The organism is Acidovorax sp. GW835-FHT14G06 (genome assembly GCF_058793595.1).
In genome coordinates this window covers 412,510-438,494 of sequence record NZ_JBXAGA010000002.1, presented here as the reverse complement: position 1 = coordinate 438,494, position 25,985 = coordinate 412,510, and the positions used below count along the sequence as shown (strand labels likewise).

20 protein-coding genes, 1 tRNA gene and 2 pseudogenes are annotated in these 25,985 nt (G+C 65.7%); 17 read left to right on the top strand and 6 right to left on the bottom strand.

From position 1 onward, the window contains the following. Positions 1 to 97 precede the first annotated feature (97 nt). The 7 genes from AC1Q64_RS04610 to AC1Q64_RS04580 all read left to right on the top strand — a co-directional run bounded on the left by AC1Q64_RS04610 (position 98) and on the right by AC1Q64_RS04580 (position 5,905). On the top strand, positions 98 to 553 hold the full coding sequence (locus tag AC1Q64_RS04610) for a hypothetical protein (protein WP_492250614.1): 456 nt from the start codon (positions 98 to 100) through the stop codon (positions 551 to 553). After that, positions 550 to 1,977: a TolC family protein gene (locus AC1Q64_RS04605; RefSeq protein WP_492250613.1), complete on the top strand. Its 1,428-nt coding sequence runs from the start codon at positions 550 to 552 to the stop codon at positions 1,975 to 1,977. The genes AC1Q64_RS04610 and AC1Q64_RS04605 overlap by 4 nt, the downstream gene beginning before the upstream one ends. A 1-nt stretch (position 1,978) precedes the next feature. After that, positions 1,979 to 3,361: a multicopper oxidase family protein gene (locus AC1Q64_RS04600; RefSeq protein WP_492250612.1), complete on the top strand. Its 1,383-nt coding sequence runs from the start codon at positions 1,979 to 1,981 to the stop codon at positions 3,359 to 3,361. 14 nt (positions 3,362 to 3,375) lie between these two features. After that, complete coding sequence (locus AC1Q64_RS04595; protein WP_492250611.1) at positions 3,376 to 3,882, top strand: cupredoxin domain-containing protein; 507 nt, start codon at positions 3,376 to 3,378, stop codon at positions 3,880 to 3,882. 16 nt (positions 3,883 to 3,898) lie between these two features. Beyond that, complete coding sequence (locus AC1Q64_RS04590) at positions 3,899 to 4,453, top strand: DUF411 domain-containing protein (RefSeq protein ID WP_492250610.1); 555 nt, start codon at positions 3,899 to 3,901, stop codon at positions 4,451 to 4,453. Further along, a complete protein-coding gene (locus AC1Q64_RS04585) occupies positions 4,450 to 4,821 on the top strand; it encodes a copper-binding protein (RefSeq protein ID WP_291437337.1) in 372 nt (123 codons plus the stop codon). The genes AC1Q64_RS04590 and AC1Q64_RS04585 overlap by 4 nt, the downstream gene beginning before the upstream one ends. A 76-nt stretch (positions 4,822 to 4,897) precedes the next feature. After that, a complete protein-coding gene (locus AC1Q64_RS04580) occupies positions 4,898 to 5,905 on the top strand; it encodes a P1 family peptidase (protein ID WP_291437339.1) in 1,008 nt (335 codons plus the stop codon). A 32-nt stretch (positions 5,906 to 5,937) separates the two neighbouring features. Here the strand turns inward: AC1Q64_RS04580 and AC1Q64_RS04575 are convergent. Next, a pseudogene (locus tag AC1Q64_RS04575) lies at positions 5,938 to 6,159 on the bottom strand (tautomerase family protein); the annotation flags it as partial. Here AC1Q64_RS04575 and AC1Q64_RS04570 point away from each other — a divergent pair. Both AC1Q64_RS04570 and AC1Q64_RS04565 read left to right on the top strand, forming a co-directional pair. Then, entirely contained in the window at positions 6,158 to 6,958 is an 801-nt protein-coding gene (locus tag AC1Q64_RS04570) for a LysR family transcriptional regulator (protein ID WP_492250686.1), read from the top strand. The pseudogene AC1Q64_RS04575 and the gene AC1Q64_RS04570 overlap by 2 nt on opposite strands. 63 nt (positions 6,959 to 7,021) lie before the next feature. Continuing rightward, a pseudogene (locus tag AC1Q64_RS04565) lies at positions 7,022 to 7,361 on the top strand (methyl-accepting chemotaxis protein); the annotation flags it as partial. Between the two features lie 50 nt (positions 7,362 to 7,411). On the opposite strand, the gene AC1Q64_RS04560 reads toward AC1Q64_RS04565, so the two are convergent. Beyond that, the gene (locus tag AC1Q64_RS04560) at positions 7,412 to 8,980 is read right to left on the bottom strand and encodes an EAL domain-containing protein (protein WP_492250609.1); all 1,569 of its coding nucleotides are present in this window, start codon (positions 8,978 to 8,980) and stop codon (positions 7,412 to 7,414) included. A 246-nt stretch (positions 8,981 to 9,226) separates the two neighbouring features. Here AC1Q64_RS04560 and AC1Q64_RS04555 point away from each other — a divergent pair, with 246 nt between their 5' ends. The 3 genes from AC1Q64_RS04555 to AC1Q64_RS04545 all read left to right on the top strand — a co-directional run bounded on the left by AC1Q64_RS04555 (position 9,227) and on the right by AC1Q64_RS04545 (position 12,161). Beyond that, positions 9,227 to 10,024: a lectin gene (locus tag AC1Q64_RS04555; protein WP_492250608.1), complete on the top strand. Its 798-nt coding sequence runs from the start codon at positions 9,227 to 9,229 to the stop codon at positions 10,022 to 10,024. A gap of 10 nt (positions 10,025 to 10,034) precedes the next feature. After that, complete coding sequence (locus tag AC1Q64_RS04550; protein ID WP_492250607.1) at positions 10,035 to 10,532, top strand: EF-hand domain-containing protein; 498 nt, start codon at positions 10,035 to 10,037, stop codon at positions 10,530 to 10,532. A gap of 210 nt (positions 10,533 to 10,742) precedes the next feature. Beyond that, a complete protein-coding gene (locus AC1Q64_RS04545; protein ID WP_291437349.1) occupies positions 10,743 to 12,161 on the top strand; it encodes a TAXI family TRAP transporter solute-binding subunit in 1,419 nt (472 codons plus the stop codon). A 69-nt stretch (positions 12,162 to 12,230) separates the two neighbouring features. On the opposite strand, the gene AC1Q64_RS04540 is transcribed toward AC1Q64_RS04545, so the two are convergent. After that, complete coding sequence (locus AC1Q64_RS04540) at positions 12,231 to 14,759, bottom strand: DUF1631 family protein (RefSeq protein WP_492250606.1); 2,529 nt, start codon at positions 14,757 to 14,759, stop codon at positions 12,231 to 12,233. Positions 14,760 to 14,818: 59 nt separating this feature from the next. After that, positions 14,819 to 16,480: an energy-dependent translational throttle protein EttA gene (gene ettA / locus AC1Q64_RS04535; protein ID WP_492250605.1), complete on the bottom strand. Its 1,662-nt coding sequence runs from the start codon at positions 16,478 to 16,480 to the stop codon at positions 14,819 to 14,821. A 298-nt stretch (positions 16,481 to 16,778) separates the two neighbouring features. On the opposite strand from ettA, the gene AC1Q64_RS04530 reads away from it, so the two are divergent. After that, the gene (locus tag AC1Q64_RS04530; RefSeq protein WP_492250604.1) at positions 16,779 to 18,572 is read left to right on the top strand and encodes a DEAD/DEAH box helicase; all 1,794 of its coding nucleotides are present in this window, start codon (positions 16,779 to 16,781) and stop codon (positions 18,570 to 18,572) included. 225 nt (positions 18,573 to 18,797) lie between these two features. On the opposite strand, the gene AC1Q64_RS04525 is transcribed toward AC1Q64_RS04530, so the two are convergent. Beyond that, on the bottom strand, positions 18,798 to 19,124 hold the full coding sequence (locus AC1Q64_RS04525; protein ID WP_492250603.1) for a hypothetical protein: 327 nt from the start codon (positions 19,122 to 19,124) through the stop codon (positions 18,798 to 18,800). Between the two features lie 109 nt (positions 19,125 to 19,233). Between AC1Q64_RS04525 and AC1Q64_RS04520 the strand changes: the two genes are divergently transcribed. Both AC1Q64_RS04520 and AC1Q64_RS04515 read left to right on the top strand, forming a co-directional pair. After that, positions 19,234 to 20,322 carry an endonuclease/exonuclease/phosphatase family protein gene (locus tag AC1Q64_RS04520; protein WP_492250602.1) on the top strand — a complete coding sequence of 363 codons (1,089 nt, stop codon included), beginning with the start codon at positions 19,234 to 19,236 and terminating at the stop codon, positions 20,320 to 20,322. Positions 20,323 to 20,460: 138 nt separating this feature from the next. Continuing rightward, positions 20,461 to 22,335, top strand: a complete 1,875-nt coding sequence (locus AC1Q64_RS04515; protein ID WP_492250601.1) for a M14 family metallopeptidase — start codon at positions 20,461 to 20,463, stop codon at positions 22,333 to 22,335. 190 nt (positions 22,336 to 22,525) lie between these two features. Here the strand turns inward: AC1Q64_RS04515 and AC1Q64_RS04510 are convergent, their stop codons facing one another. Beyond that, a complete protein-coding gene (locus AC1Q64_RS04510; protein WP_492250600.1) occupies positions 22,526 to 24,265 on the bottom strand; it encodes a cation:proton antiporter domain-containing protein in 1,740 nt (579 codons plus the stop codon). A gap of 190 nt (positions 24,266 to 24,455) precedes the next feature. On the opposite strand from AC1Q64_RS04510, the gene AC1Q64_RS04505 reads away from it, so the two are divergent. Beyond that, positions 24,456 to 24,532, top strand: a tRNA-Arg gene (locus tag AC1Q64_RS04505). Between the two features lie 175 nt (positions 24,533 to 24,707). Next, a complete protein-coding gene (locus AC1Q64_RS04500) occupies positions 24,708 to 25,952 on the top strand; it encodes a tyrosine-type recombinase/integrase (protein ID WP_099730596.1) in 1,245 nt (414 codons plus the stop codon). Positions 25,953 to 25,985: the final 33 nt, after the last annotated feature.

Here is a 25,985-nt window from a genome sequence, read left to right as displayed (position 1 = left end):
CGCCCGAAGTGCGTCTGCCACAGCCTGATTGCCCCTGAACAACGGGGTACTTCGCGCGGCAGCGCCCTTTTTTTTCGTTCGTTGTCTGGAGATCGCCATGCGCGCCCCTGCCATTTTTCTCTCCTTGCCGTCGCCCGGGCCATCGTGGCCGCTGCGACTGGCTTTTCTTGCCCTGTTGTCGCCCTTGCTGGCACAAGCCCAGGGCCCATCCGCACGCGACGCCACCCGCGCCGATGCACCCGCCGCCCCACTGCCGTACACGGCCATGCCGCCACAGCCCCCGCTGGTGGACGCCTTGCCCACACCGCAGGCCTGGCGCCAGGCGCACGAGGCCGTGGGCGCGTTCCCGCGCGGCCATGCGGACATCGTGACCTGGGAGGCACAGGGAGGCACTGGCGCATCCCCCACGCCCGCAGCCTCCACGGCGGCGCCCATGCCACACCACCAGGGCATGCAGCACGGCATGCCCCATGAGACGCCGCATGGGATGCACCACAGAGGCCCTGGAAATGCTCCCCCTGCCCACCGCCCCGAGCAGAAGGACAAGCCATGATCAGCGCCCACCGCCTCACCGTACTGGCTGCCGCCACCCTGCTGGCGGGCTGCGCCAGCGTTTCGCCCGATGGCCTGCGCAGTGATGTCGCAGCCCTCACTGCGGGCCGTACCGCCGGTGTGCCCCAGGCGGCCTTGCCCGCCACGGACCCGAGCGCTCGCGCAAAGGCCCAGCAGTCCGTCGACAGCTGGCTCGCGCAGCCCCTGACGCAAGACGCCGCCGTGCGCATCGCCCTGCTCAACAACCCCGGCCTGCAAGCCCGGCTGTCCGCGCTGGGCGTGGCCGATGCCGAGCGCGTGCAAGCCATCACGCTGCCCAACCCGCACCTGAGCCTGGGGCGCTTCGCCAACAGCCAGGAACGCGAGATCGAACGCACCCTGGCCTTTGGCCTGATGGACCTCATCACCCTGCCCTGGCGCACCCAGCGCGAGGCGGAACGTCTGCAGATCGCGACGCTGCATGCCGCGCAGGACGTGGTGCAACTGGCCGCAGACACCCGCCGCGCCTGGCTGCGGGCGGTGGCGGCCGAGCAGGTGGCCGCCACGCACGACCGCATGGTGGAAGCCGCCGAGGCAGGGGCCGAGCTGGCGCACCGCATGGCGCAGGTGGGCAACTGGAGCCGTCTGCAACAAGCCCGCGAACAGGCCGTGCTGCACGAGGCCACCCGCCAGCGTGCCCGCGCCCGCCTGGCCGCCGCCACCGAGCGTGAGCAGCTCAACCGCCGCATGGGCCTGTGGGGGCAGCAAACCCAATACCAGCTGGCCCAGCAGCTGCCGCCCCTGCCCACCACCGCGTTACCCGCCGATGGCATCGAAGCCACCGCGCTGCGCGAGCGGCTGGACGTGCAAGTCGCCCGCCGCCAGTTGGACACCCAGGCCACGCGCCAGGGCTGGAGCCGTGCGGGCGCCGTGTTTGGTGACATTGGGCTGGCATACAGCCGCAACACCGCGACCGAACGCGCCACCGGCAGCAGCGACATCAAGCGCGGCTGGGAGATCGAGCTGCCCCTGCCCCTGTTCGACTGGGGTGGTGCAGCCCGCACCCGCGCCCAGGCCGAGGTAGAGCAAAGCGCCGCCCAGCTGCAGGACACCGCCGTGCGCGCCCGCAGCGAGGTGCGCGCCGCCTGGCTCACCTACCGCACCGCGCTCGACCTGGCACGCCAGCAGCAGGCTGAGGTCGTGCCCCTGCGCCAGCTCATCAGCGACGAAACCACCCTGCGCTACAACGGCATGCTGGCCAGTGTGTGGGACATGCTGGCCGAAGCGCGCAACAGCACCCAGGCCGTGGCCAACGCCATCGAAGCACAGCGCGACTTCTGGCTGGCCGAGACCGATTTGCAGCTCGCACTCACTGGCACATCGCCAGGCGCGCTGCAGGGCCTCACATCGGCCGCCGCAGCCTCCACCACCCCACAAGGCCACTGACATGAATCGCCGCAATTTCTTTTCTGGCGCCGCCACGGCCGTGGCCGCAGCCTCCGTCAGCCGCGTGGCCCTGGCCGCGCTGCCCGAGCCCGCCATGCAGACCAACGCCGACACCGCGCCACCGCTGCACCCGCCCACGGGCCGCCCCTACAACCCGGTGGTCACTTTGAATGGCTGGACCGCCCCCTGGCGCATGAACGCAGGCGTCAAGGAGTTCCACCTGGTGGCCGAGCCCGTGGTGCGCGAGGTGGCGCCCGGTTTCATGGTCAACATGTGGGGCTACAACGGCCAGAGCCCGGGCCCCACCATCGAGGTGGTCGAAGGCGACCGTGTGCGCATCTTCGTCACCAACCGCCTGCCCGAGCACACCACCATCCACTGGCACGGCCAGCGCCTGCCCAACGGCATGGACGGCGTGGGGGGCCTCACCCAGCCCGCCATCCAGCCCGGCAAGACCTTTGTGTACGAGTTTGTGGCGCGCCGCCCCGGCACCTTCATGTACCACCCACATGCCGACGAGATGGTGCAGATGGCGATGGGCATGATGGGCCTGTGGATCACCCACCCCAAGGGCAGCCACCCACAGATCGCCAAGGTGCAGCGCGACTACGCGTTTCTGCTCAACGCTTTTGACGTGGAGCCCGGCAGCATGACCCCCAAGGTCAACACCATGCTGGACCACAACATCTGGTGCTGGAACAGCCGCGTGTTCCCCGCCATCAGCCCTCTGGTTGCGCGGCAGGGCGAGCGCGTGCGCATCCGCGTGGGCAACCTCACCATGACCAACCACCCCATCCATCTGCATGGGCACGAGTTCGAAGTGACCGGCACCGACGGCGGCCCCGTGCCCAAAAGCGCGCGCTGGCCTGAAGTGACCACCGACGTGGCCGTGGGCCAGATGCGGCAGGTGGAGTTCATGGCCGACGAGCCCGGCGACTGGGCCCTGCATTGCCACAAAAGCCACCACACCATGGGCGCCATGGGGCACGCCGTGCCCACCATGATCGGCGTGGACCACCGGGGCCTGGTGGGCAAGATCCAGAAGATCGTGCCCGACTACATGGTGATGGGCGAGCGCGGCATGGCCGACATGGGCGCCATGGAGATGCCGCTGCCCGACAACACCTTCCCGATGATGACGGGCACCGGCCCCTTCGGCCCGCTGGAGATGGGCGGCATGTTCACCACCCTCAAGGTGCGCGCCGACCAACCCGCAGGCAGCTACGCCAACCCCGGCGACTTCCAGCAGCCACGCGGCACCCGGGCCTTTGAATGGCAAGGCGCCCCAGCCGCCACACCGCGCCCAGCACGCACCGACATACCGGGCACGGCCCCCGGCGCCGCCAATGCGCGCAAGCCGGCTGCCAGCGGCCACCAACATTGACATTGCCAACCACCATGAACACTATCAAATTCATAGCTGCCTGGGCAATAGGCACTAGCGCATTCGGCACTTTTTCTGCCTATGGGCATGAAAACATGCCACACCACGCCTCCACAGCCCCGGTGGTCAAAGAGCAAAAGGACTGGGGCATTGCAGGCGACGCCCAGCAGGTGCGCCGCACGATCACCATCCACATGGGCGACGACATGCGCTTCCGCCCGCGCCACATCGAGGTGCGCGAGGGCGACACCGTGCGGCTTCGCGCCCAGAACAAAGGCCAGGTGCTGCACGAGATCGTGATCGGCACCAAGGCAGAGCTGGACCAGCACGCCGAGCTGATGAAAAAGCACCCGGGCATGGAACACGACGAGCCTTACATGGCCCATGTGGCGGCTGGCAAGGCGGGCGACATCGTGTGGCACTTCAACCGCGCAGGCAGCTTTGACTTTGCCTGCCTCATCCCCGGCCACTACCAGGCTGGCATGACCGGCGCCATCACCGTGTTGCCCCGCAAACCATAACGCCAGGAGAAACACCATGACCAACCAACGCCCTCGGGCTGCATCCGCATCCGTGTCCCCCCTCCCCAGCCCCGCCCGCCGCCAATGGCTCGCCACCGCCCTGCCCTTGCTGGGTGCGGGGTTGGCTGTCGCTTTGCTGCCGGGTGGGACCCGCGCCGCCAACACCACACCCACCACCACCCCGCTGGAGGTATGGAAAGACCCGAACTGCGGCTGTTGCCAGGACTGGGTGGATCACATGCAATCCAACGGTTTTGCCGTGAAGGTGCACGCCACCGGCAACAACGCCGTGCGCGCCCGCCTGGGCCTGCCGCAAAAGCTGGGCTCGTGCCACACCGCATTGGTCGGTGGCTACCTCATCGAAGGCCATGTGCCCGCCAGCGACGTGCGCGCATTGCTGCAGCAAAAGCCCAAGGCCCTGGGCCTGGCCGTGCCCGGCATGCCCGTGGGCTCGCCGGGCATGGACGGCGCCGTGTATGGCGATCGGCGCGACCCGTACGACGTCCTGCTGGTGGCGCACGACGGCAGCACGCGCATCTTCAAGAGCTACAACAAAAAGGCATCGACATGACCAAGCACCTCTTATCCATCCCGCTGGCTGCCAGCCTGCTCGTCTTGGTTGCGGGGCCCGCACTGGCTCAAGCCCCCGCAGGGGCTGCCGCAGACAGCCACAGCAGCCACCACCCCGCAGCCACCGCATCGCCCGCGCAACAGGCAGAGCTGAGCGAAGGCGAAATCACCCGCTGGGACCCGCGCACCCTGCGCCTCACCCTCAAGCACGGCGAGATCAAGAACCTGGAGATGCCGCCCATGACCATGGTGTTCCGCGTGGCGGACGCCGGTGTGGTGGGCGACCTGAAACCCGGCGACAAGGTGCGTTTTCGGGCCGAACAGGTCAGCGGCGCTTATCACGTCCAACGGATCGAGAAAGCACCTTGACCGGTTCAGAACGCAGCACCGGGCCCCTGATGCTGCGCAAGCGCGGCACGTTGCCCGGGCACCATAATCAACGGCCATGAGTTCTCCACACACAATGGCTGGCGATGCCGGCAGCATCACCCGCGTGGCTGGCATCGAGGTCGGCCACTTCACCGAAACCCGCCGCCCCACGGGCTGCACCGTCATCATCACGCGCGAGGGCGCCGTGGCTGGTGTGGATGTGCGGGGTGCCGCGCCCGGCACGCGCGAGACAGACCTGCTCCACCCCTCCAACCTGGTGGACAAGGTGCATGCCATCGTGCTCGCTGGCGGCAGCGCCTGGGGGCTGGATGCCGCCACCGGCGCCGTGCGTTGGCTCGAAGAGCGCGGCGTGGGTTTTGACGTGGCCGTAGGCCGCCTGCCCATCGTGCCTGCCGCCGTGCTGTTCGACCTGCTGGTGGGCGACATGCGCATCCGCCCCGATGCTGCGGCGGGCTACGCGGCGTGCGATGCCGCGTCCACCGCCGACCCGGCCGAAGGTAATGTGGGCGCAGGCACCGGTGCGGCGCTGGGCAAGATTTTTGGCATCCAGCGCGCGATGAAGGGTGGCATTGGTACGGCCTCCGTCACGGTGGATGGCGTCACGGTGGGTGCACTGATTGCCTGCAATGCGCTGGGCGACGTGATCGACCCCGACACCGCCCAGGTGATTGCCGGCGCCCGCACCGACGACGGCCTGCGCTTGCGCGACACACGCCGCGCCCTGCTGCGCGGCGACCCGCCACAGCCCCTGCTGGCGGGCACCAACACCACCATCGGCGTGATCGCCACTGACGCGGTCATTTCCAAGGTGCAGGCCCACCGCCTGGCTGTGGCGGCGCACGACGGGCTGGCGCGCAGCATCAACCCCGTGCACACCATGTCCGACGGCGACACCCTCTTCAGCCTGGGCACGGGCCGCAGCGGCAAGAGCCTGGGCATGATGGTGCTGGCCACCATGGCGGCCGAGGCCACGGCCATCGCCACTGCGCGGGCTGCGCGCGCGGCGCGGTCCATCACCACGGCAGAGGGGCTATACCTGCCCTCGGCCGCCGATCTGGGCTGAAGCGCAAAAAACGGCAGGCTCCGCGCCAGACCTCAGGCGAATTGCGCCAGCCCGTGTCCGAAGGACCAGTTCTCTTTGGCCACCTCAACAATGTTCACGAACACATCTTCAGGCCTGAGGCCTGGCCTTTCACCCAGAAGCTGGGCGATGCGCTGGAACAGCGCCTTCTTCTGATCCAGCGTGCGCGTGTTGTTGGCAGTGGTCTGGACAAACACCACATCGTCGCCGCGAGCCACCCCCAGGTAGGACGGGCTGGGGAGCTTTACCCGCGCAGTCGAGGCCATGCAAACCAGCCAGGCCGCTGTAAGCCTCAAGCTCAAACGGCTTGAGGACCGGCTGGGCTGCCGGCTGCTGGAGCGCACGCCCCGGTATGTGGAGCTGTCGGCGCAGGGCGCCGCCTTCCTCGACCACGCCCGCGCACTGCTCGCGGCACAGGAGCGAGCCGTGGCTGCGCTGAGCGAAGCTCCGCAGCGTTTGACCATCGGCATCAGCGACCATGTGGCTGGGCCTGAACTGCCGGCGTTGATTGCGCGCATGAATGCACAAGACCCCCAGCTGCTGATCGACATCCGGATCGGCTCGTCGGGCGACCTGCTGCAATGCTTTGACCGGCGCGAGCTCGACGCCGCCATTGTCCGCATGCATGTTGGGCGCAGCGATGGCGAAGTGCTTGCCCAAGAGCGATTTGGCTGGTTCGCGGCACCCCACTGGCAACACCGCGCTGGCGAACCCCTGCCGCTGGCCACCCTGGCAGAGCCCTGCGGCGTGCGCGCGATGGCCGGAAAACTGCTGGATGCTGCCGCCATCCCCTGGCGTGCGGTGTTTGTGGGCGGTGGCGTGGCTGCGGTGTCTGCAGCCGTTGTTGCGGGGCTGGGGGTGGCAGCTCTGGCACCCCGCATGTTGCCCTGGGGCGCGGTGGACGTAGGCGCACGGCTGGGGCTTCCTGCACTGCCGAGCCTGCCAGTGGTCCTTCACAACCGCGCCCAGGAGGGCCGATCACGCAATGCCATCGCGGCACTGTCTGCTGCGTTCAGAAGCGCGGTGCGCGGATAGCGGGGGCGAAGGTCCCGCTGCCCATTGCGGTCAAAAACTTCTTGACGCACGCCGGACCCACTGAAGATCAAGCAGTTGATCCCGGAAAGTGTCGGCCGCGTGGAACATGGCACTGCCCTCGTGGACAAGGCCGGCCACACCATGACAGAGTTGGTTGCCAGCATACGCAACGTATGCCCACCTCATGGGGGAGATCAGTGCTGCCAGCTCCGAGCAAAGTTCGGGGGTCACGCAGGTGGGCGAGGCGGTCACGCTGATGGACCAGGCCACGCAGCAGAATGCGGCCCTGGTGGAGGAGATGGCTGCCGCAGCGCCGAGCCTTCGCGGGCAGGCCGATGACCTTGTGAATGCTGTAGCGGTCTTTCAGATTTACGGCAGCAGATCAGCATTGCTGCTCAAGTGAGCAGGGGCCGCTGAAAAACCCGGCGCAGACCTGAATTGACTCTGGTGGCGTTACCGCTGGCGGGCGGATTTTGCCGCGCGCAGCCCGGCCAGCAACTCCACCAAGGGCATGGCGCGGGCGAACTTCCAGCCCTGGGCCTGACGCACACCGCGCGCGACCAGGAACTCCACCTGATCCTGCGTCTCCACGCCCTCGGCAATCAACGCCAGCTTGAGTGTGTGGGCCATTTCGATGATGTGGGTGGTGACCGGGCTGATGGCGGCCTGTGCGCCAATACTGGCGATGAAGATGCGATCGATCTTGAGGGTGTCGATATCGATGGACTCCAGCAGGGACAGGCTGGAGTAACCCGTGCCAAAGTCATCCAGCGCAATCGACGCCCCGATCTGCCGGGCCGCCTGCAGCGCGGGCCGCGCGGCCTCGATGTCCACCAGCCCCCGCTCGGTGACCTCCAGCATCAGCGCACCCGCAGGAAACTCCATGGCGCTGAAGCGCCGCTGCAGGTACTGCACGGGCCCGTCGGCCACCAGGTCCTGGGGCGACAGGTTCAGGCTCACATGAAAACCCGGGCTGGCTTTGAGCAGCTCAGGCAGGTCGGCCAGCACCACGTCGATCACGTAGCGCGTGATCGGAGCAATGACACCGGCCTTCTCAGCTTCGGCAATGAATTCGTCAGGAGGCACCAGGGTGCCGTTGCGGCGACGCCAACGCAGCAGGGCCTCGGCACCCACCCATTGGCCTGTCTGCAAATCAACGATGGGCTGGTAGAGGATGAAGAGCTCGCGCCGCCGCAAGGCCGCTCGCAGCCGCACACGCGGCGACAACTGCCACCGGGTCAGTACCGCCACGCCCAGCGCAAACAGGGCGCTGGCCACCAGACCCAGCGGTGCCAGGATCAGCGCCTGGGCCCAGAGCCCGCCATACACCTGGGCCTTGGGGGCTGCAGCAATGGCGGCGATGTTGTTGTCTTTCGATGCCCGAAAAACGATGTGGTGGGTGTCGCTTTCGACCTGGCTGCTGGCATGGGGGGTGTACAAAGCCAGCCACTGCGGATCGAGCGGGCCTTTGGACCGTATCAGCGCCTGCGGCGTGCTGATCAGCAGCCCCAGAGAGACATCCGCGTGGAGCACCGGCATGTCGATCACGATGCCGGGGTGGATGATCACCGCGTGGCCGTTGCGGGCGTAGATGTTGAAGGGCTGATCATGCGCAAAGGGCAGGCGGGCGCCAATCCAGCTGGAAATCCCGGTGGAGGTGACCATGTGGTTGCCAGTGAGCGGCACCAGGTCGCTGCCCTGGGTGAGCGTGCTGCAGACCAGGGTGCCATCCATCACCGAGCCCATGCCTTGCAGGTAGAACGAGGTACCCACCAGCTGCTGCATGCGCGTGAGGCTGGCCTGGCTGCAGGGTGGGTGCGGGTCCCGTTCCAGCTCGTTGAGCGCAGCCACCAGCTGCTGGCGCGAGGCCACGCCGCGTCGCAGCACCTCATCCGCCAATGAGGTCAGGTAGGCGATCTGATCGTCTTTGGCCTTTCGGTGTGCCACCCACAGGGACGCTGCAATGGGGATCAGCGCCGCCAGCAGCAGTGGGATGGAGGCAACGACATAGAAGCGTTTCATCGGACACCGCAGTGGATGGATAGGACACAGGCAGCCAGAGGGCTGGGCTGCGCCAGCGCACCGCCATCATGCACGAACAGCCCCCGCCGTTCCAACGGGATTTCAACCGATGGCACCACCTGTAGCCGAGCGCGAAGGCATCAGACCGCCCTATGATGCCAATGGCGGACGGTGCCCTAAGGCTAAGGCCCACACTGCCCCACACCCATCCCTATGGCCCCTTATCGGAACAAGGAGAGTGAACCCATGAGAGACCAGGCCTTTCGGAAACTTGCATGGCTGCTGTGCCTGCCATGGCTCGTGAGCACCCAGGTGGCACAGGCGCAGGACCAGTTGGTGGATTTGCAGTCGAGCGGCGGCTACACCTCCTACCGCCTCGCGGACGATGTGACCCAGGTGGACCTGGTAGAACAAACCCAGGGAGCCTGCCGCTTCAACCGCACCTGGGGTTACGACCTTACCCAACGCGAGCTGTGGACCAATGGTGGCTGCGGCGGCCGCTTCAAGATCACACGCACCTATGTATCCGGGAACAACAGTGGCTCCAATGCCGGTGCGGCTGTGGCGGCAGTGGCTGCCATCGCCGGCATTGCATTGCTGGCCAATCACAACCGGCACGACAACGACCGGCGCCCCGAATACCCGGATTACCCCGGCCAGGGCGGCGACTGGGGACGCGAGATCCGCGTGGACGGCCGCCTGTGCCTGGACGTGAGGGGTGGCAAGTTCCAGCCAGGCACCACACTGCAGGTGTACGAATGCAACGGCACCGCGTCCCAGCGGTTTGCGGTGGGACGCGGCGGCGAGATCCGGGTGCGCGACCTGTGCGTGGACGTGGACCGTGGCGACCCGCGGGATGGCGCACGGGTGGTGTTGTGGTCCTGCTCAGGCTCGCGCAGCCAGAGCTGGTCCACCCGGGGCGGGCAGATCGTGAGCCAGCTCACTGGCAAATGCCTGGATGTGGACGCAGGCCAGGTCCGCCAGGGCGCGCACACCATGGTCTGGCCCTGCAACCGCAGCCCCAGCCAACGCTGGTGGTGGTAAGGAGGCTCCCATGCAACGAACCTTTCGCTTGATCTACGCAGGCGCCTGCGCTCTGGCGTTGACGACAACGGCCCACACCGCCAGTGCGGCCGACACCCCGGTATCGTCACCCACCACCCCAGCCCGTCCCGCAGCAGCCCACAAACCGGCGGCCTCAACCCTTGCCCACCGGCTGCAGGCCATCTGTTCGGCCGCCGACCTCAATCACGACGGCAGCGTGTCGCTGGACGAGTTTCACCAGGACATCGTGCAGGGCTGGCACAGCCTGGGGCCCGATGCTGAGGGCTACGTCCATCTCTCCCAACTGAACCAACTGCCCCGCATCGGCAAAGGCCAGTTGAGACGACTGGCTGCAGCCGACAAGGACGGGGACGGCAAGCTGTCGTTCAAGGAGGTGGTACAGGCACGCATGGCCTACTTCGAGGCAGCGGACGTGGACCAGAATGATGCGCTGTCCCTGCAGGAGTGCATGGCCTACGAACGCCAGCGAAGACGCCTGCAGCAGTAGGCGGCACTGGCTGGCAGTCCGCAGCCCTCCCACGCGACGGACTCAGGGGCGATGCCGAAGGCGATGCTCTGGTAAGAGGCTTTGCGGCGCCTGCCTGGATAATCGCGGGACACGCTGACCGCGTGATATGACACTGGCGCCACGCGGGTGCCATGCTGGTTCATCCTGGCGCACTACCGCCCTGTCTTCGCACCGTTCCTTTCATCCCCCATGCCCCAGGCCTTTCGCAACACCTTTCTCACCCTCCGCGATCTGATTGTGTCGGCCGGCCCCCTCGCCTTCTTGGCGGTAGGGCTGCTGGTGCTGGCGTATTGGTGGCTCAACCCCAATCCTCCCAAGACAGTGACCCTGGCCACTGGACCCGCACAAAGCGCCTACGAGGAGTTTGGCAAGCGCTACCAGAAGGCGCTGGCAGCCGATGGCATTGATGTGGCCCTGCTGCCCAGCGAGGGCTCATCACACAACCTGCAACTGCTGCGCGACGGCCAGGCCGATGTCGCCTTTGTGCAGGGCGGCACGGCCGAACTGCAGCCCGATGACCGGGACAACCTGGTATCGCTGGGCAGCCTGTTTGTGGAGCCGCTGTGGCTCTTCTACCGTACCGACGCAGCAGAGCGTATGCACAACGCACCCCGGCTTGATGGCCTGCGGCAGTTGCGCGGCTGGCGGGTCAATGTGGGGTCGGAGGGCAGCGGCGTGCCCACGCTGATCGAGCGGCTGCTGCAGGCCAACAAGGTGGAGCCCGGGGCAGTCAAGCTGTCGCGCCTGGAGCAGACGCCCGCGACGGTGGAGTTTTTGGCGGGCAGGCTCGACGCACTGGTGTTTGCGTCTGCGCCCGAATCGCTGATGGTGCAGATGCTGCTGCAAACACCCGGCGTGCAGCTGCTGGACTTTGCGCAGCACGAGGCCTATGCACGGCGGTTTCCGTTTCTCACCCCCGTGACGCTACCGCGCGGGGTGGTGGACCTCGCAGCCAACGTGCCTACCAGGGATGTGCGACTGGTGGCAACCACCACCTCCCTGCTAGCGCGCGATGGCACACACCCCGCACTGCTCACCCTGTTTGCCCAAAACGCGCAAAAGCTGCACAGCGGCGCGGGCTGGTTCAACCGGGCGCGTGAGTTCCCCAACACGCGAGGCAGCGAGCTACCAATTGCCAAGGAGGGCGACCGTGCCATGAACGAGCCAGTGCCCATGCTGCAGCGCTACCTGCCGTTCTGGTTGGCCAACCTGATCGAGCGCATGTGGCTGGTGCTGGGTATCTTGCTGGCGATCATGCTGCCGCTGTCGCGGATCGTGCCGCCGCTCTACCAGTTCCGGGTGCGCTCGCGGGTGTTTCGCTGGTATGGCCGCCTGCGCGAGATCGAGAATGACCTGGAGGCGGGCAAAAGCGACCCCGCCACACTGCTGCGCACCCTGGACAACCTGGAAACACAGGCCGAAAAGGTGAGCGTGCCCCTTTCGTATGCCGACGAACTGTATGCCCTGCGCAACCACATCCACCTGGTGCGCAAGAAGCTGTTGCGGGCCTCGGAGGGCGGTAGTAGCTCCGCTCACCAAATCACGCCGGGTACCGAAGCGGCTGGCCACGTAACCGGAACGGAAAGCGCCGCAGAAACTGCGCATTGATGAGCGCTGTCACCGCGCAAGGCCGCTTGTGGCCTGCGGGTGCTGCCCAGGGTCTGCGCCTCTTTACGCTCAGCGATTTTTAGGGGTCTTGGAACCCGAAGACGGAGACAGAGGGGCTGACTTGGAGAGCTGCCCCAGCCTGGAACTGGACACCGAACGGCCGTCGGACGGCGACTTGCGATCTACCCCACCCATCTCTGCCGAGCCCGACGTGCGGGCCACGGTCTTGGCTGGTTTGGGTGGCTGGGCTGGGACTACGCGCAGCGCGCCTTCGGCGGCCAGCTTGTCGCGCATCCGGCGGGTCATGGATTGGGTGCTGGCATCCGGCGCAGTGAACAAAAACAGGGTGCCATGCGGGCTGGCCCAGGTGAGCTGCGTGCGTACCACCCGGCCATTGGTCACCAACTCCACCCAGGCTCCAATGACAAAGTCGGCGTAAGGATCTGGGGCATCCAGTGGGGCCTGGGCACTGTCCTGCGGTCCAAGGGCCGAAGCCTCAGAGGGCTCGAACATTTCTGGCACGGCCTTTGTCGCATCGGGCTCGGCCGCTGGGGCAGGCACGGAGGCCGGTGCCGGCTTTTCGAAAGCTGCCTGGTGCAGCGCCACCAGCCGCTGCAAGAACGCACTGGTCTGCACAGCGGGGTAGTTGATGGTCTTGAGGCCCTTGCGCAGCTTGGCCAGCAAGCCAGGGATTGCCTCGTTGAGCCGGTCGGTCTCCTGGCGCGTGAGGTCGGGCTGTGCAGTCCATAGCAGCACCGGGACCAGGGCCAGGTAACCACTTGGGTCATCGTCCTGGCTATCGTCGCTGCGCATCACCTGCGCCAGCGCTACCACGTCAGCCCAGGGGCCCGCCGCAAAATCCAGCACGTCCGATGGCACCTTGTCTACATCGGGCAGCTTGCGAATGTCGGCTGCGATCTTCTCGGCCAGCAGTTCACGCTGCTCAGCCTGCAATTTGGCTTTTTGTTCGGCCTCCTGCTGGGCCTTGATTTTTTGCTCTTGGGTGTCCCAGGCAGACTGCAGCGCCTTGAGCACGGTGTCGAACGGTCCCGCGTCCTTGACCTCGTGGGCTGACAGGTGGCCCACAGCCTCGGTCACCAGCCGCATGAAACGGCTGAAGCCGGGCTCCGTCTCGGCGGTAAATGCCAGGCTGCGCTGCGTGAGCTCATCCAGCAATCGGCGCGCAGGATGGCTGCTGTCGGTAAAAAACCGGCCGTCGTGGTGTACCAGTTGCTTGAGCGCAGGTTCCAGGCTCTTGACTGCCTGCTGCACAGGGGGCAGCAGGCGGGTATCCTGGGCGATGTTGGCCATCATGCGCCCCACCACCTCCACCGCCATGGCGGTGGACTGGGTAGCTGCCTCCATGGGCATGGCTGCATAGACCACAGGTGCCACGCCAGGCCCACGCCAGCCCGCGAGAGGCACGGGCAACGAACCCGGCTGACTGACTGTGCCGCCATTGGCGAGACGCCCCACAAGACGCTCTAGCTGGGCCATGTCTTCAATGGCTTCGGCCGCCGCGCCCGAGGGGTAATAGCCCCCTGCCAGCGATGACTGGGCGCTGGCGGCGCCCGCGCGGGGGTCCACCCAGCCCGGCTGACCCGAGCCGCTGGGCATGACCACCGCCTGCGCAGGCACTGCGCCATAGACCGGAGGGACAAACGGATCGCCGCCCGCCAGCATCTGGCGCAGGATACCGACCGTGAGCAGCGCCTCTTCGGCGGCATCCACAGGCACCATCGCACCCTGCTGGGAGTCGCCGCTCCAACCGGTACCTGGGCCCACGCCACGCCCATAGCCCGTGTTGCCATAGTCGCCCATGGGCGCGTTCATCGACGGGCCATAGCCGGAATAACCACTGCCATAACCCGTGCCAGGGCCGCCATAACCAGACCCGCCATAACCGGCGCCCGCGCCTGCACCGCGACCGCCACCCGAAGGCGTGCCCAGCACGGCATAGCCCACAGGCTGCACGCCATGCTCGCGCAAGCTCTGGGCGGTTTTTTTGTATTCTTCGGCCAGCAGCTTGCCCAACAGATCGCGCATGTGCTGCATCCACAGCTGGCGGACGTCTGCCGAGACGCCAGTTTCGCCCACCACTTGCTGCAAAGCACGGATGTAGCTCTCGGGCCGCAGGGGGTTGCGCTCGGGTTGAACACTGCGCAAACCTTGCGCAGCGCTCACCAGGGTGTTGAGTTCGGCCAGCACGGCATCGGTGGCATGCAGCGCAGACTGCTGCGCCTTGGACAGCTCCACCTGTGCCTGCATTTCGCTTTCGTCCATCAGCGAAAGCTCGCCAAAATCCATGCCGGTGTCATCGGCCGAGCTGCGCCCCTTGGAGACAGCGGGGCCTTCGGCAAAAATTTCCAGCAGGGCCATGGGGTAGCCCTTGAGCAGTGCTGCCTCGTGCTCATTGAGCAGGCGCAGCGAATCGCTGAGCAAATTGCGCTGCTGGATATTGCGGCTTGCCGACTCCTCGCTGGTCAAGGCACCTTGGGTGACCTTGACGAGCTGCCCCATCAGGGCCTCACCCCCGCGAACGGCGTTGACAACGCAGGCGCGGAAAACGGCTCTCAGACGCGATGCGGGCAGTGACATAGTGGGAGGGAGGAATCGGGCCAGAGGTTTCCAGATGCAATCCTACTTGACCTCAGCCCTTATTTCAGGGCCTTGAAACGCATCCGCTTGGGCTTTGCACCTTCTTCACCCAGGCGCTTCTTCTTGTCGGCCTCGTACTCCTGGTAATTGCCGTCAAAGAACGTCCACTGGCTGTCACCTTCGGCGGCCAGGATGTGGGTAGCGATCCGGTCCAGGAACCAGCGATCGTGGCTGATAACCAACACTGTGCCCGCGTATTCGAGCAAAGCGTCTTCCAGCGCACGCAGGGTTTCCACGTCCAGGTCGTTCGAAGGCTCGTCCAGCAGCAACACGTTGCCGCCAGCGATCAGTGTCTTGGCCAGGTGCAGTCGGCCACGCTCACCGCCCGACAGCATGCCCACCTTCTTTTGCTGGTCACCGCCGTTGAAGTTGAAGCGCCCGGCGTAGGCACGGCTGGCCATGGTGAACTTGCCGATGTTGATCATGTCCAGGCCACCGGAGATGTCTTCCCATACGGTCTTGTCGTCCGACAGGGCATCGCGGTGCTGGTCCACAAAGGCCATCTTCACGGTGGAGCCGATCACCACCTCGCCGCTGTCAGGCTGCTCGCGGCCCGCGATGAGCTTGAACAGGGTCGATTTACCGGCACCGTTCGGGCCGATGATGCCAACGATGGCGCCCGCAGGGATGGTCATGGACAGGTTGTCGATGAGCACGCGATCCCCGAACGACTTGGTGACGTTGTGGAACTCAATGACCTGGGTGCCCAGGCGCTCGGCCACAGGAATGAAGATTTCCTGCGTTTCGTTACGCTTTTGGTATTCGTAGTCGCTCAGTTCCTCGAAACGGGCGATACGCGCCTTGCTCTTGGCCTGGCGGCCCTTGGCGTTCTGGCGCACCCATTCCAGTTCCTTCTTCAGGGCCTTGGCGCGGGCTTCCTCGCCCTTGTTTTCGGACTCCAGGCGGGCCTGCTTCTGGTCCAGCCACGTGCTGTAGTTGCCCTTGTAGGGGTGGCCATAGCCGCGGTCCAGTTCCAGAATCCACTCGGCCGCGTTGTCCAGGAAGTAGCGATCGTGGGTAATAGCCACCACGGTGCCCGGAAAGCGATGCAGGAACTGCTCCAGCCAGTCCACCGATTCAGCGTCCAAGTGGTTGGTGGGTTCGTCGAGCAGCAGCATGTCGGGCTTGGACAGCAGCAGGCGGCACAGCGCGATGCGGCGCTTTTCACCGCCAGACAGCAGGCCGACCTTGGCCTCCCAGGGAGGCAGACGCAGCGCGTCGGCAGCGATTTCGAGCTGGTGCTCGGAGTCGGTACCCACCGTGGCAATGATCGCTTCCAGGCGGGCCTGTTCTGCAGCCAGCGCATCAAAATCGGCATCGGGCTCGGCGTAGGCAGCGTAGACCTCTTCCAGCTTGGCCTTGGCAGCAAAGACTTCGCCCATGGCCTCTTCCACGCTCTCGCGCACCGTGTGCTCGTTGTTGAGCTGCGGCTCCTGGGGCAGGTAGCCGATCTTGATCCCGGGCATGGGGATGGCTTCGCCTTCGATTTCCTTGTCCACGCCGGCCATGATCTTGAGCAGGGTGGATTTGCCCGAGCCGTTCAGGCCCAGCACGCCAATCTTGGCGCCCGGGAAAAAGCTCAGGGAGATGTCCTTCAAGATCTGCCGCTTGGGCGGCACGGTCTTGGAGACGCGATTCATCGAATAAACGTATTGGGCCATGGAGGGTTCTAGCTTGCGAAAGTGGGCAGGGAGTCTGCATTCGAGCGGGTTCGGAGGATCATTTGGAGCAATCCCCAAAGACGCCGAACGCGCTCTCAAACCCTAGATTATCGGTCCATGCGACAATACCCCCGTTGTGGGCTCCAGTTGCCCGCTACATCAGCACACTGCTGGGGACGAAGGAAGCCACGCTTCCGGGCTCCCAATCCTGAACCTCATCAGCCTGAGACTGGCTCAGCAACCTCCCGGTTGCACGACAGGCGGATACCCAGCGCCCCGGACGGGCGCATCCAACGACATGACATTTGACGAACTGAACCTGGCTCCTGCCATCCTGAAGGCCGTGCACGAAACGGGCTATGAAACCCCCACGCCCATTCAGGCCCAGGCCATTCCCGCCGTTTTGGAAGGCCACGACCTTCTGGCCGGCGCGCAGACTGGCACCGGCAAGACCGCTGCGTTCACCCTGCCCATGCTGCACCGCCTCTCGCAAGGCGCGGCGCCCAAGAACAAGTTTGGCGGCAAGGGCATCCGTGCCTTGGTGCTGACCCCCACCCGTGAACTCGCGGCACAGGTCGAAGAATCTGTGCGCGAATACGGCAAGTACCTGGACATCAACTCCACCGTGGTCTTCGGTGGCGTGGGCATGAACCCGCAGATCGACCGTATCAAGCGCGGCGTGGACATCCTGGTGGCCACCCCTGGCCGTCTGCTGGACCTGCAGCAACAGGGCTTCCTGGACCTGTCCACCGTGCAGGTGCTGGTGCTTGACGAAGCCGACCGCATGCTCGACATGGGCTTTATTCACGACGTGAAAAAGGTTCTGGCCCTGGTGCCCAAGGACAAGCAAAGCCTGCTGTTCTCGGCCACTTTCAGCGACGAGATCCGCGAGCTGGCCAACACCCTGCTCAAGAATCCCCAAAGCATTCAGGTCACCCCGCGCAACACCACGGTGCAGCGTATCTCGCAGGTGATCCACCCTGTGGGCCGCGGCAAGAAAAAGCAGGTGCTGCTGCACATCATCCAGCAGCACAACTGGAGCCAGGTGCTGGTGTTCACCCGCACCAAGTTCGGCGCCAACAACGTGGCCGAATTCCTGACCAAGAACGGCGTGCAGGCCATGGCCCTGCACGGCAACAAGAGCCAAAGCGCCCGTACGCAAGCCTTGGCGGGCTTCAAGAGCGGCGAGATCCGCGCCCTGGTGGCCACCGACATTGCTGCGCGTGGCATCGACATCGATGACCTGCCGCACGTCGTCAACTACGAAATCCCCAACGTCTCCGAAGACTACGTGCACCGAATCGGCCGCACGGGCCGCGCTGGCGCAACTGGCGAAGCCGTGAGTCTGGTCTGCATGGACGAAGAAGGCTTCATGATGGACATCGAGCGCTTCACCAAGCAGCAGATTCCTGTCCAGGTCATTGAAGGTTTTGGCCCCGAGCCAGGCGAGAAGGCCGAGCCCATCGCCATGGGTCGCCAGACCATCTGGGGCGGCGCAGGCAAGCCCCCGAGCCGTGACGTGATGCAGGCGGCCGCCAAGGCAGCCCGCAGCGAAATGATGGAGCGCATCCGCACCAACAAGGCAGGCCAGGGCGGCGGCCAAGTTGGTGAGCGCGGTCCTCGTGCCGGCAACGGTGGTGGTGGCGGTGGTGGCCGCTCTGGTGGCGGTGCTCCACGCAACACCCAGGGCCCGGCCGGAGGAGGCCGGGGCGGCCAGGGTGTTGGTCGGAGTAGTGCCCGTGACGGAGCAGCCCAGGCACCAGCGCGCAGTCGAGGCCCACGCCCTGAAGGCGGCGGTGGCCATCGCTACGATGACGCACAGCCCCCACGCGCCAATGCGCACCTGGGTACCCATCTGGGTCACAGCAATCCGGGCCACCGCAGTTCGGGCAATGGGGCAGGCGGTCAGCCCGACCCCATGCGCACCAGCGTGGACAGCATGGCTGAACGCGGCCGCCGTGGTGGTGGCGGCGGTGGTTATCGCAACTCTGGAGGTGGCGGCTATGGTGGAGGAACAGGCGCGGGTGGCGGTGGTGGCCGGGGCAACGGGCCTCGTGGGCCAGGCGGTCCTCGCGGCTCTTTTAACCGCTGATACGCGCAAAGCGTCCCCTGCCAACACAGCGGACGCAGCGGGCGTCACCGTCCATGTGCTGCACGCCAAGGGGCGGCGAGCCCCCGCGTTGAACCATCCCCGCCTGCAGTTGCATGCGGTGGATTTTGGGGCGATGCCCGCTTTGCCGCGGGCCGACGATGTCTACATCACCCTGGGCACCACCATGGCTGCAGCCGGCAGCCAGAGCGCGTTCCGTGCGGTGGACTATGACGCCGTGATGGCCACCGCCCGCGCGGCGCGCGCAGCGGGCGCCACCCGCTGTGGCGTGGTCACTGCCATGGGGCCAATGCGCAGTCGCGCATTTTTTACAACCGCGTCAAAGGCGAGGTCGAGCGCGACCTGCAGCAGCTGGGTTTTGAGACGCTGGTCATTGCACGCCCATCCCTGCTGATGGGCGAACGCCGGGCGCTGCAGCAGGCCCACCGGCCCGCCGAGTCTCTGTCGCTCACGCTCTTTCAGTGGCTGAACCCGATCCTGCCCGCTAACTACCGTGCCCGCCCCGGGGCGGAGGTGGCCCGTGCGCTGGTCCATGCCGTACAGTTGGGTCGGCCCGGGCTGCAAGTGCTGTCCGGCCGCGCGCTGCAGACCAGTTGATCCGGGGCTGCGGCCCTCGTGACCCTGCCGACGCTGCACGCCTTTCATGCGCCCCAACGAACTCCCCCAACCGCTGGACACCCTGATGGTGGCCACCTGCAATGTGCTCAACCTGGCCAACCCGGGACGTCTGTTCTACGAGAACCAGGACCCCTATAGCCAGACCGAGTTTGAACGCAAGATCACCTGGCTGGGGGAGCGCTTTCGGGCACTGAACGCCGATGTGCTGGCAGTGCAGGAGGTCTGGGACGATGCAGCCTTCAAAGGGGCGCTGGGTCGGGGTGGCCTGCGCTACGACGTTGTCACCGTGCCAGGGGCAGAGAACAACGACACCCAACAGGGCGCGCAAGGCACGCCCCGAGTGGGCCTGGCCACACGGCTCAAGGTTGAGGCGTTGCAGTCCTTTGCCGACTTCCCACCGGGCTTTCAGGTGGATGTGCCTGGCATTGGCCAACACACCCGCTTCGAGCGACCACCCCTCGTGGCCACGTTGCGGATGAAGCATGGTCAAACCATCAACGTCCTCACTGCCCATCTCAAATCCAAGCGCCCCAAGTTTCTGCAGGATGCATTGGGCCAGCCCACCGAGGACCGGGACGACCGCAAGGTGGTGGCGCTGGCGTCTCTGCGCTCGCTGATCATGCGCGGTGCCGAGGCCATGGCACTGCGGTGCCTGGTGATAGACGTGCTGCATCGCACCAGCGTGCCCCTGGTGGTGCTGGGCGACTTCAACGACACCCCCGACAGCGTGACCACGCAGCTGATCTGCGCCACCAACGACATTGCCTACGACCGGTCAGCCCGGGATGTGGCGCTTTTCAATGCCTATGACCTGCAGGGCGATGCCGCACTGAAAAAGGACGTGGCCTACTCGCACATCCACCAGGGCGCGCCCTATGTGCTGGACCAGATCCTGGTCAGCGAAGAGTTCCTGACCAACGGGCGCAATAGCGTAGGCGATGTGCGCCGGGTGGACTATTTTAATGACCACCTGCATGAGGGGCGGGACCGCACACGCTCGGACCACGGCTTTGTACGTGCCCTGCTGCGCCTGAAGCTGCCCAGCCCTCCCCCGACCCAGAGCGTGCCGCTGCCGCCCACGGACGCCACCGCACCCAGCAACATCCCTCGCTGATCACGGCACCAGCCCACGGCGCCACGCGTTTGCAACGGGATGTACGCTGACAAGGAGAGGCGGGCGCGCGCAGGTAACATCCACGTACAAAGCGCCCCACTCGCCCCACACCAGGGACTCTCTCTGGCAGCCCACACCATGATCCAGCAAAATTTCCAGCGCCGCCGCGCCGATGCCGCCCAGCTTTCTCGTCCTGTACTACGGATCACGCGCTGGGCCGCCCCGGCCACGCTGGCAGCGCTGCTGCTGACAGCCTGCGGCAGCACACCGCTGCCCCCCTGGCCCTCCACTCCCACTGCCCAGCAGCGCAGCGCCCCCGCGCCGTTGCCACGCGTACAGCAGGGCACGGTGGTGCCCGCACCGCTGGGGCAGCAGACACCGACGCAGCTGCCCCCACAACGCGCCGCCGTGGTCGCCAGCCCCCTGCCCCCATCCGCACCGCTGCTGGTGCGCGACGAAGCGCCCATGGCGCCGCCCTATGGCGATGCGGTGGCCGCGCGGTTCCCTGACCCCTCAGTGGTCTACAGCACACCCGGCCTGGGTGCCGACCGCAGGGCCTTCACCACCAATGCCGAGTTGGGCCAATGGCTGCGCGGACTGAGCGATGGCGTGCCCCGTGGCAGCACCCGCACCCATTTGCTGCAGATCGGCACCTCGCAGCGCGGCGAGCCTATCCTGGGCCTGCTGCTCACCCGTGCCGCAGGCACAGACCCTGCCAGCCTGGACAAGAGTAACCGCCCCACCGTCGTGCTGATCGGGCAGCAGCATGGCGACGAACCCGCCGGCAGCGAAGCCCTGCTGGTCATCAGCCGCGAACTGGCCCAGGGCCTGCTCGAACCGCTGCTGGACCGCATCAACGTGGTGGTGGTGCCCCGCGCCAACCCCGATGGCGCCGAGGTAGGCACGCGCGTTACTGCCAATGGCGTGGACCTGAACCGCGACCACCTGTTGCTCAACACCCCCGAGGCCCGTGCCCTGGCCCAGGTCATCAACGACTACCGCCCCATCCTCGTCGTGGACGCCCACGAATACACCGTGGTAGGCCGCTATCTGCAGAAGTTCAACGCCATCCAGCGCTACGACGCGCTGCTGCAATACACCACCACCGCCAACTATCCCGAGTTCCTCACCAAGGCATCACAGGAATGGTTTCATCAGCCCATGGTGGCCGCCCTCAAGGCCCAGGGCCTGACGAGTGACTGGTACTACACCACCTCGACCAACCTGCAGGACAAGCGCATCTCCATGGGCGGCACCCAGCCGGATACGGGTCGCAACGTCCACGGCCTCAAGAACACGGTCAGCCTGCTGATCGAAACCCGTGGCGTGGGCATTGGTCGCATGCACATCCAGCGCCGCGTGCATGCGCAGGTCACAGCCATCACCAGCGCGCTGAGGACCACCGCCGAGCGGGCGGCCAACCTGGAGCAGGTGCGCACGTTCGTAGCCCGTGACGTGAGTGCCCAGGCCTGCCGCGACCAGGTGGTCATTGAAGCCGAGGCCACGCCCACCCAGCGCGACCTGGATTTTCTGGACCCCGAGACGGGCGCGGACCGTAGCATCCGCGTTGACTGGAACTCATCGCTGACGCTGCGCAACACCAAGGTGCGTGCGCGACCCTGCGGCTACTGGCTGTCGTCTGACGCCCGCGCTGCTGTGGAACGCCTGCGCCAATTGGGCATCCAGGTCATGCGAGTGGGAGAGCCTGGTTCCGTCCTGGCCGAGAGCTACCACGAAACCGCGCGCGAAACAGGCAACCGCCAGGACGTGATCGGCACCATCGCAGGTAGCGGCGATATCGTTCGCGTGCAGGTGTCCACCCTGCGCAGCGCCATTGATGCGCCCGCTGGCAGCTTCTATGTGCCCCTGAACCAGCCGCGAGCCAACCTGGCCGTGGCCGCGCTGGAGCCCGACACGCAGAACAGCTACTTTGCCAACCACCTGATCCAGGAACTGGGCCAAAGCGCTCGCGTGATGGCCGTGCCATCCCTGGTGTTTGAAGAAACGGATTGACCAAAGCCCTACGGCAAGCTCCTGCATGGCGCAGGGGTGGGGGTTGTCCCACATATCGCGCAGATGGGACACCCCGCTTGTAAGCCACCCAGAATGTGCAACGCGCTAGCAACCGCAGGCGCCAGATTGCTATCAATTAGATAGCTATCCAGGCATGTTCTTCTAGCGCAACAGGCAGATTTCCTTCAAATCACGCCGATCCATGCAGAGGTACGGGCCGGGTGGCAGCGGCTTGGCGGACCCGCGCTCGCTCCAGCACATGGCGCGACATCGCCTGTGCCAGGGCTTCTTCTGCCAGGAACACCACAGCATGGCTGCACTCCTGCACCAGCCGCTGGGCCTCGTCCTCGTTGTGGCTGCGCACCACGATGTCGATCCCCGGGTTCAGGGTCTGCGCCGTCTCGATCATCTGGCGCACCTGCAGCGCATCCGGGGTGGCGACCACCAGCATGGCGGCCCGCGCAATGTGGGCCTGGATCAGCACGGCAGGCTCCACCGCGTCTCCAAACACGGCGGCCACACCATCGGCCCGCAAGGCTTCCACCAGTTCACGGTTCTGCTCCGCCACCACAAAGGGAATGTCGTTGGCCGCCAGCGTTGCCGCCACGCGCCGCCCTACCCGGCCATACCCTACCAGCACCACCTGCCGCGCGAGGTAACGCGAATCGGTGCTCGTTGGCAGTTCGGCCAAAGGGTCATCACGCTGCTCCAGCCGCCGTGCAAGCGCCGATCTGGCGCGCAGCCAGTCCTGCAACGGGGCAATGGCACGGAACAACAACGGGTTGAGCGCCATGGAGAACAGGGCGCCCGCCAGCACCAGGCTGGCCCCCTCCGGCGGCAGCAGCCCTAAAGAGGACCCCAGTGCGACCAGAATGAACGAGAACTCACCAATTTGCGCCAGGCTGGCCGACACAGTGAGCGCGGTGTTGAGCGGGTAACGGAACGCCAGCACCAGGCCCGCAGCGGCCAACGTCTTGCCCAACATGATGATGGCGACTACTGCCAGTACCTGCAGCGGGCGCTCCCACAAGACCGCAGGATTGAACAGCATGCCGACCGACACAAAAAACAGCACTGCAAAGGCATCGCGCAGAGGCAGCGACTCATGCGCCGCGCGGTGGCTGAACTCCGACTCGCGCATGACCATGCCTGCAAAAAATGCCCCCAGTGCAAACGACACGCCAAACAGCTCGGCCGATCCGAATGCAATGCCCACTGCTGCCGCCACCACACACAGCGTGAACAGTTCACGCGACCCCGTACGTGCCACCTGCCACAACAGCCAGGGAAACAGCCTGCGTCCGACCAGCAGCATCAGAGCCACAAACCCGCCCACCTGCAGCAAGGTCCAGCCCAGCGTACGCCACAGCTGCGCTGCGTCCAGCCCCGCCCCCATACCACCTCCCAGCCATCCCCCCAGCGGCGGCAGCAGAACCAATACCAGCACCATGGCCAGGTCTTCCACCACCAGCCACCCAACCGCGATGCGCCCGGTGTAGCTGTCCAGAATGCCCAGGGTCTCCAGCGCACGCAGCAGCACCACCGTGCTGGCCACAGAGAGCGCAAGGCCGAATACCAGGGCACCACCCACGCCCCAGCCCCACCACAAGGCCAGCCCCATGCCCAGCGATGTCGCCACGATCATCTGCACCACCGCGCCTGGCACAGCAATCTTGCGCACGGCTATCAGATCGCCCCACGAAAAATGCAGGCCCACGCCAAACATCAGCAGCATCACGCCGATCTCCGCCAACTGGCTGGCCAGAGCCGCATCTGCGACAAAACCGGGAGTGAACGGGCCGATGGCCACCCCCGCCAGCAGATATCCCACCAATGCTGGTAACCGCAGACGGGCAGCCAGAAAGCCCAACACCAACGCCAAGCCAAGGGCAGCAGCAATGGTGTGGATCAGCGTGACGCTGTGCGGCATGGCAAATGCTCCAGTGAGGCGGGCAGCCAAGGGGGATGACCCGGTTATAACCGCATCGCCATCCCTGGCGCAAAATCGATCCTGCCGGGCCGCCAAGAGCGTTGGTCAGGGCGGGTATGATTAGTGCCCTGCATCACGCAGTTGCGGACACTCCGCAAGCCGGCCGGCCACACAGTCGGCCAACACCAATCTGCCCGTAGCTCAACTGGATAGAGCAATAGCCTTCTAAGCTATAGGTCGGGGGTTCGAGTCCCTCCGGGCAGGCCAAAACAGACCTTCACACAGTCTCACTACCTCTCAGAACCCGCACGTTTCCTAGCGTTGCGGGTTTTTTGTTGTCTCACGCCATTTCACTGCGTACCATGACATACCAACAAAAAGTTGGTACTTCTGCCGGTATCTCTGCATACCAACGGAGCAGATACCAACAACAGGGGCACGCATGGCACTTACAGACACCTTTGTGAAGAACGTCAAGCCCGCTGGCTCTGCCACGGGCGAGAAGCACGCGGATGGGCAGGGCCTGTACCTGCACGTCAAACCGGCTGGCAAGTATTGGCGCTTGAGCTACCGCCATCTGGGCAAGCAGAAAACCCTGGCGATTGGCGTGTACCCCGCAGTCTCTCTAGCCAAGGCCCGCAAGCGCCGTGATGAAGCCCGCGAACTTCTGGCCGAAGGGCTGGACCCCAGCGCAGCCAAGAAGGCCGAGAAGCTGGCAACCCGCGTAGCCGCAGCCAACACTTTTGAAGCAGTGGCCCGCGAATTCCACGCCACCCAGGCCAGCGGCTGGAGCCCCCGCTATGCGGCGCGATGGATCGAGCGGATGGAGAAAGACCTGTTCCCGTACATCGGCAAGCTCACGCTGCCCGCCATCACCGCGCCCGTGCTGCTGGACGCACTGCGCAAGGTAGAGAAGCGCGGGGCCAACGAAACCGCCCACACCCTGCGCCAGACCGCCGGGCAGGTGTTCCGCTACGGTGTGCAGACCGGGCGCTGCGAGCGCAGCCCCGTGACTGACCTGCACGGCGCATTGAAGCCCATCGTGGTCAAGCACATGGCTGCCCTGCTGGAGCCAGCCAAAGCGGGCGAGCTGCTGCGGGCCATTGACGACTATACCGGCCAGCCCATGACCAAGGCGGCGCTGGCGCTGTCTGCCCTGCTCTTTCAGCGCCCCGGCAACATCCGGCAGATGGAATGGGCGTGGATCGACTTCGACAAAGCCTTGCTGACCATTCCATCCCAGGACATGAAGCGGCGGCTAGCACAGAAGATCAACGGCAGACCGCACTTTGTGCCCCTGGCCCGGCAGGCCATCGCCATCCTGAAAGAGCTGCAACCCCTCACGGGCCATGGCCGCTACGTGTTCCCCAGCCTGCGCACGGGCGAGCGAGCCATGAGCGACAACACCATCAATGCAGCCCTGCGGCGCATGGGCTTTGCCTCCGACGAGATGAGCGCCCACGGGTTCCGCGCCATGGCGCGCACGCTGATGATTGAGCGCATCCACGGCATATCCGCCGATGTTATTGAAGCCCAACTGGCGCACGGCAAGTCGGGGCCGCTGGGGGCCGCCTATGACCGAGCCGAATTCATGGAGCAACGACGCCGGATGATGAAAGAGTGGGCGGACTATTTGGACAAGTTACGCAAGGGGGCCGATGTAATCCCGTTGCATGGCGCTGCATGATGCAACGCTGACCGATTTGCCAGCCCTAGGCTG

Excerpts from the sequence above, each read along its gene's own strand:
- AC1Q64_RS04585 (WP_291437337.1), top strand. The coding sequence starts at position 4,450 with ATGACCAAGCACCTCTTATCCATCCCGCTGGCTGCCAGCCTGCTCGTC.
- AC1Q64_RS04605 (WP_492250613.1), top strand. The coding sequence starts at position 550 with ATGATCAGCGCCCACCGCCTCACCGTACTGGCTGCCGCCACCCTGCTG.
- ettA (WP_492250605.1), bottom strand. The coding sequence starts at position 16,480 with ATGGCCCAATACGTTTATTCGATGAATCGCGTCTCCAAGACCGTGCCG.
- AC1Q64_RS04545 (WP_291437349.1), top strand. The coding sequence starts at position 10,743 with ATGCCCCAGGCCTTTCGCAACACCTTTCTCACCCTCCGCGATCTGATT.
- AC1Q64_RS04550 (WP_492250607.1), top strand. The coding sequence starts at position 10,035 with ATGCAACGAACCTTTCGCTTGATCTACGCAGGCGCCTGCGCTCTGGCG.
- AC1Q64_RS04530 (WP_492250604.1), top strand. The coding sequence starts at position 16,779 with ATGACATTTGACGAACTGAACCTGGCTCCTGCCATCCTGAAGGCCGTG.
- AC1Q64_RS04525 (WP_492250603.1), bottom strand. The coding sequence starts at position 19,124 with ATGGACCAGCGCACGGGCCACCTCCGCCCCGGGGCGGGCACGGTAGTT.
- AC1Q64_RS04515 (WP_492250601.1), top strand. The coding sequence starts at position 20,461 with ATGATCCAGCAAAATTTCCAGCGCCGCCGCGCCGATGCCGCCCAGCTT.
- AC1Q64_RS04600 (WP_492250612.1), top strand. The coding sequence starts at position 1,979 with ATGAATCGCCGCAATTTCTTTTCTGGCGCCGCCACGGCCGTGGCCGCA.
- AC1Q64_RS04555 (WP_492250608.1), top strand. The coding sequence starts at position 9,227 with ATGAGAGACCAGGCCTTTCGGAAACTTGCATGGCTGCTGTGCCTGCCA.
- AC1Q64_RS04590 (WP_492250610.1), top strand. The coding sequence starts at position 3,899 with ATGACCAACCAACGCCCTCGGGCTGCATCCGCATCCGTGTCCCCCCTC.
- AC1Q64_RS04520 (WP_492250602.1), top strand. The coding sequence starts at position 19,234 with ATGCGCCCCAACGAACTCCCCCAACCGCTGGACACCCTGATGGTGGCC.
- AC1Q64_RS04500 (WP_099730596.1), top strand. The coding sequence starts at position 24,708 with ATGGCACTTACAGACACCTTTGTGAAGAACGTCAAGCCCGCTGGCTCT.
- AC1Q64_RS04560 (WP_492250609.1), bottom strand. The coding sequence starts at position 8,980 with ATGAAACGCTTCTATGTCGTTGCCTCCATCCCACTGCTGCTGGCGGCG.
- AC1Q64_RS04610 (WP_492250614.1), top strand. The coding sequence starts at position 98 with ATGCGCGCCCCTGCCATTTTTCTCTCCTTGCCGTCGCCCGGGCCATCG.
- AC1Q64_RS04510 (WP_492250600.1), bottom strand. The coding sequence starts at position 24,265 with ATGCCGCACAGCGTCACGCTGATCCACACCATTGCTGCTGCCCTTGGC.
- AC1Q64_RS04580 (WP_291437339.1), top strand. The coding sequence starts at position 4,898 with ATGAGTTCTCCACACACAATGGCTGGCGATGCCGGCAGCATCACCCGC.
- AC1Q64_RS04595 (WP_492250611.1), top strand. The coding sequence starts at position 3,376 with ATGAACACTATCAAATTCATAGCTGCCTGGGCAATAGGCACTAGCGCA.
- AC1Q64_RS04540 (WP_492250606.1), bottom strand. The coding sequence starts at position 14,759 with ATGTCACTGCCCGCATCGCGTCTGAGAGCCGTTTTCCGCGCCTGCGTT.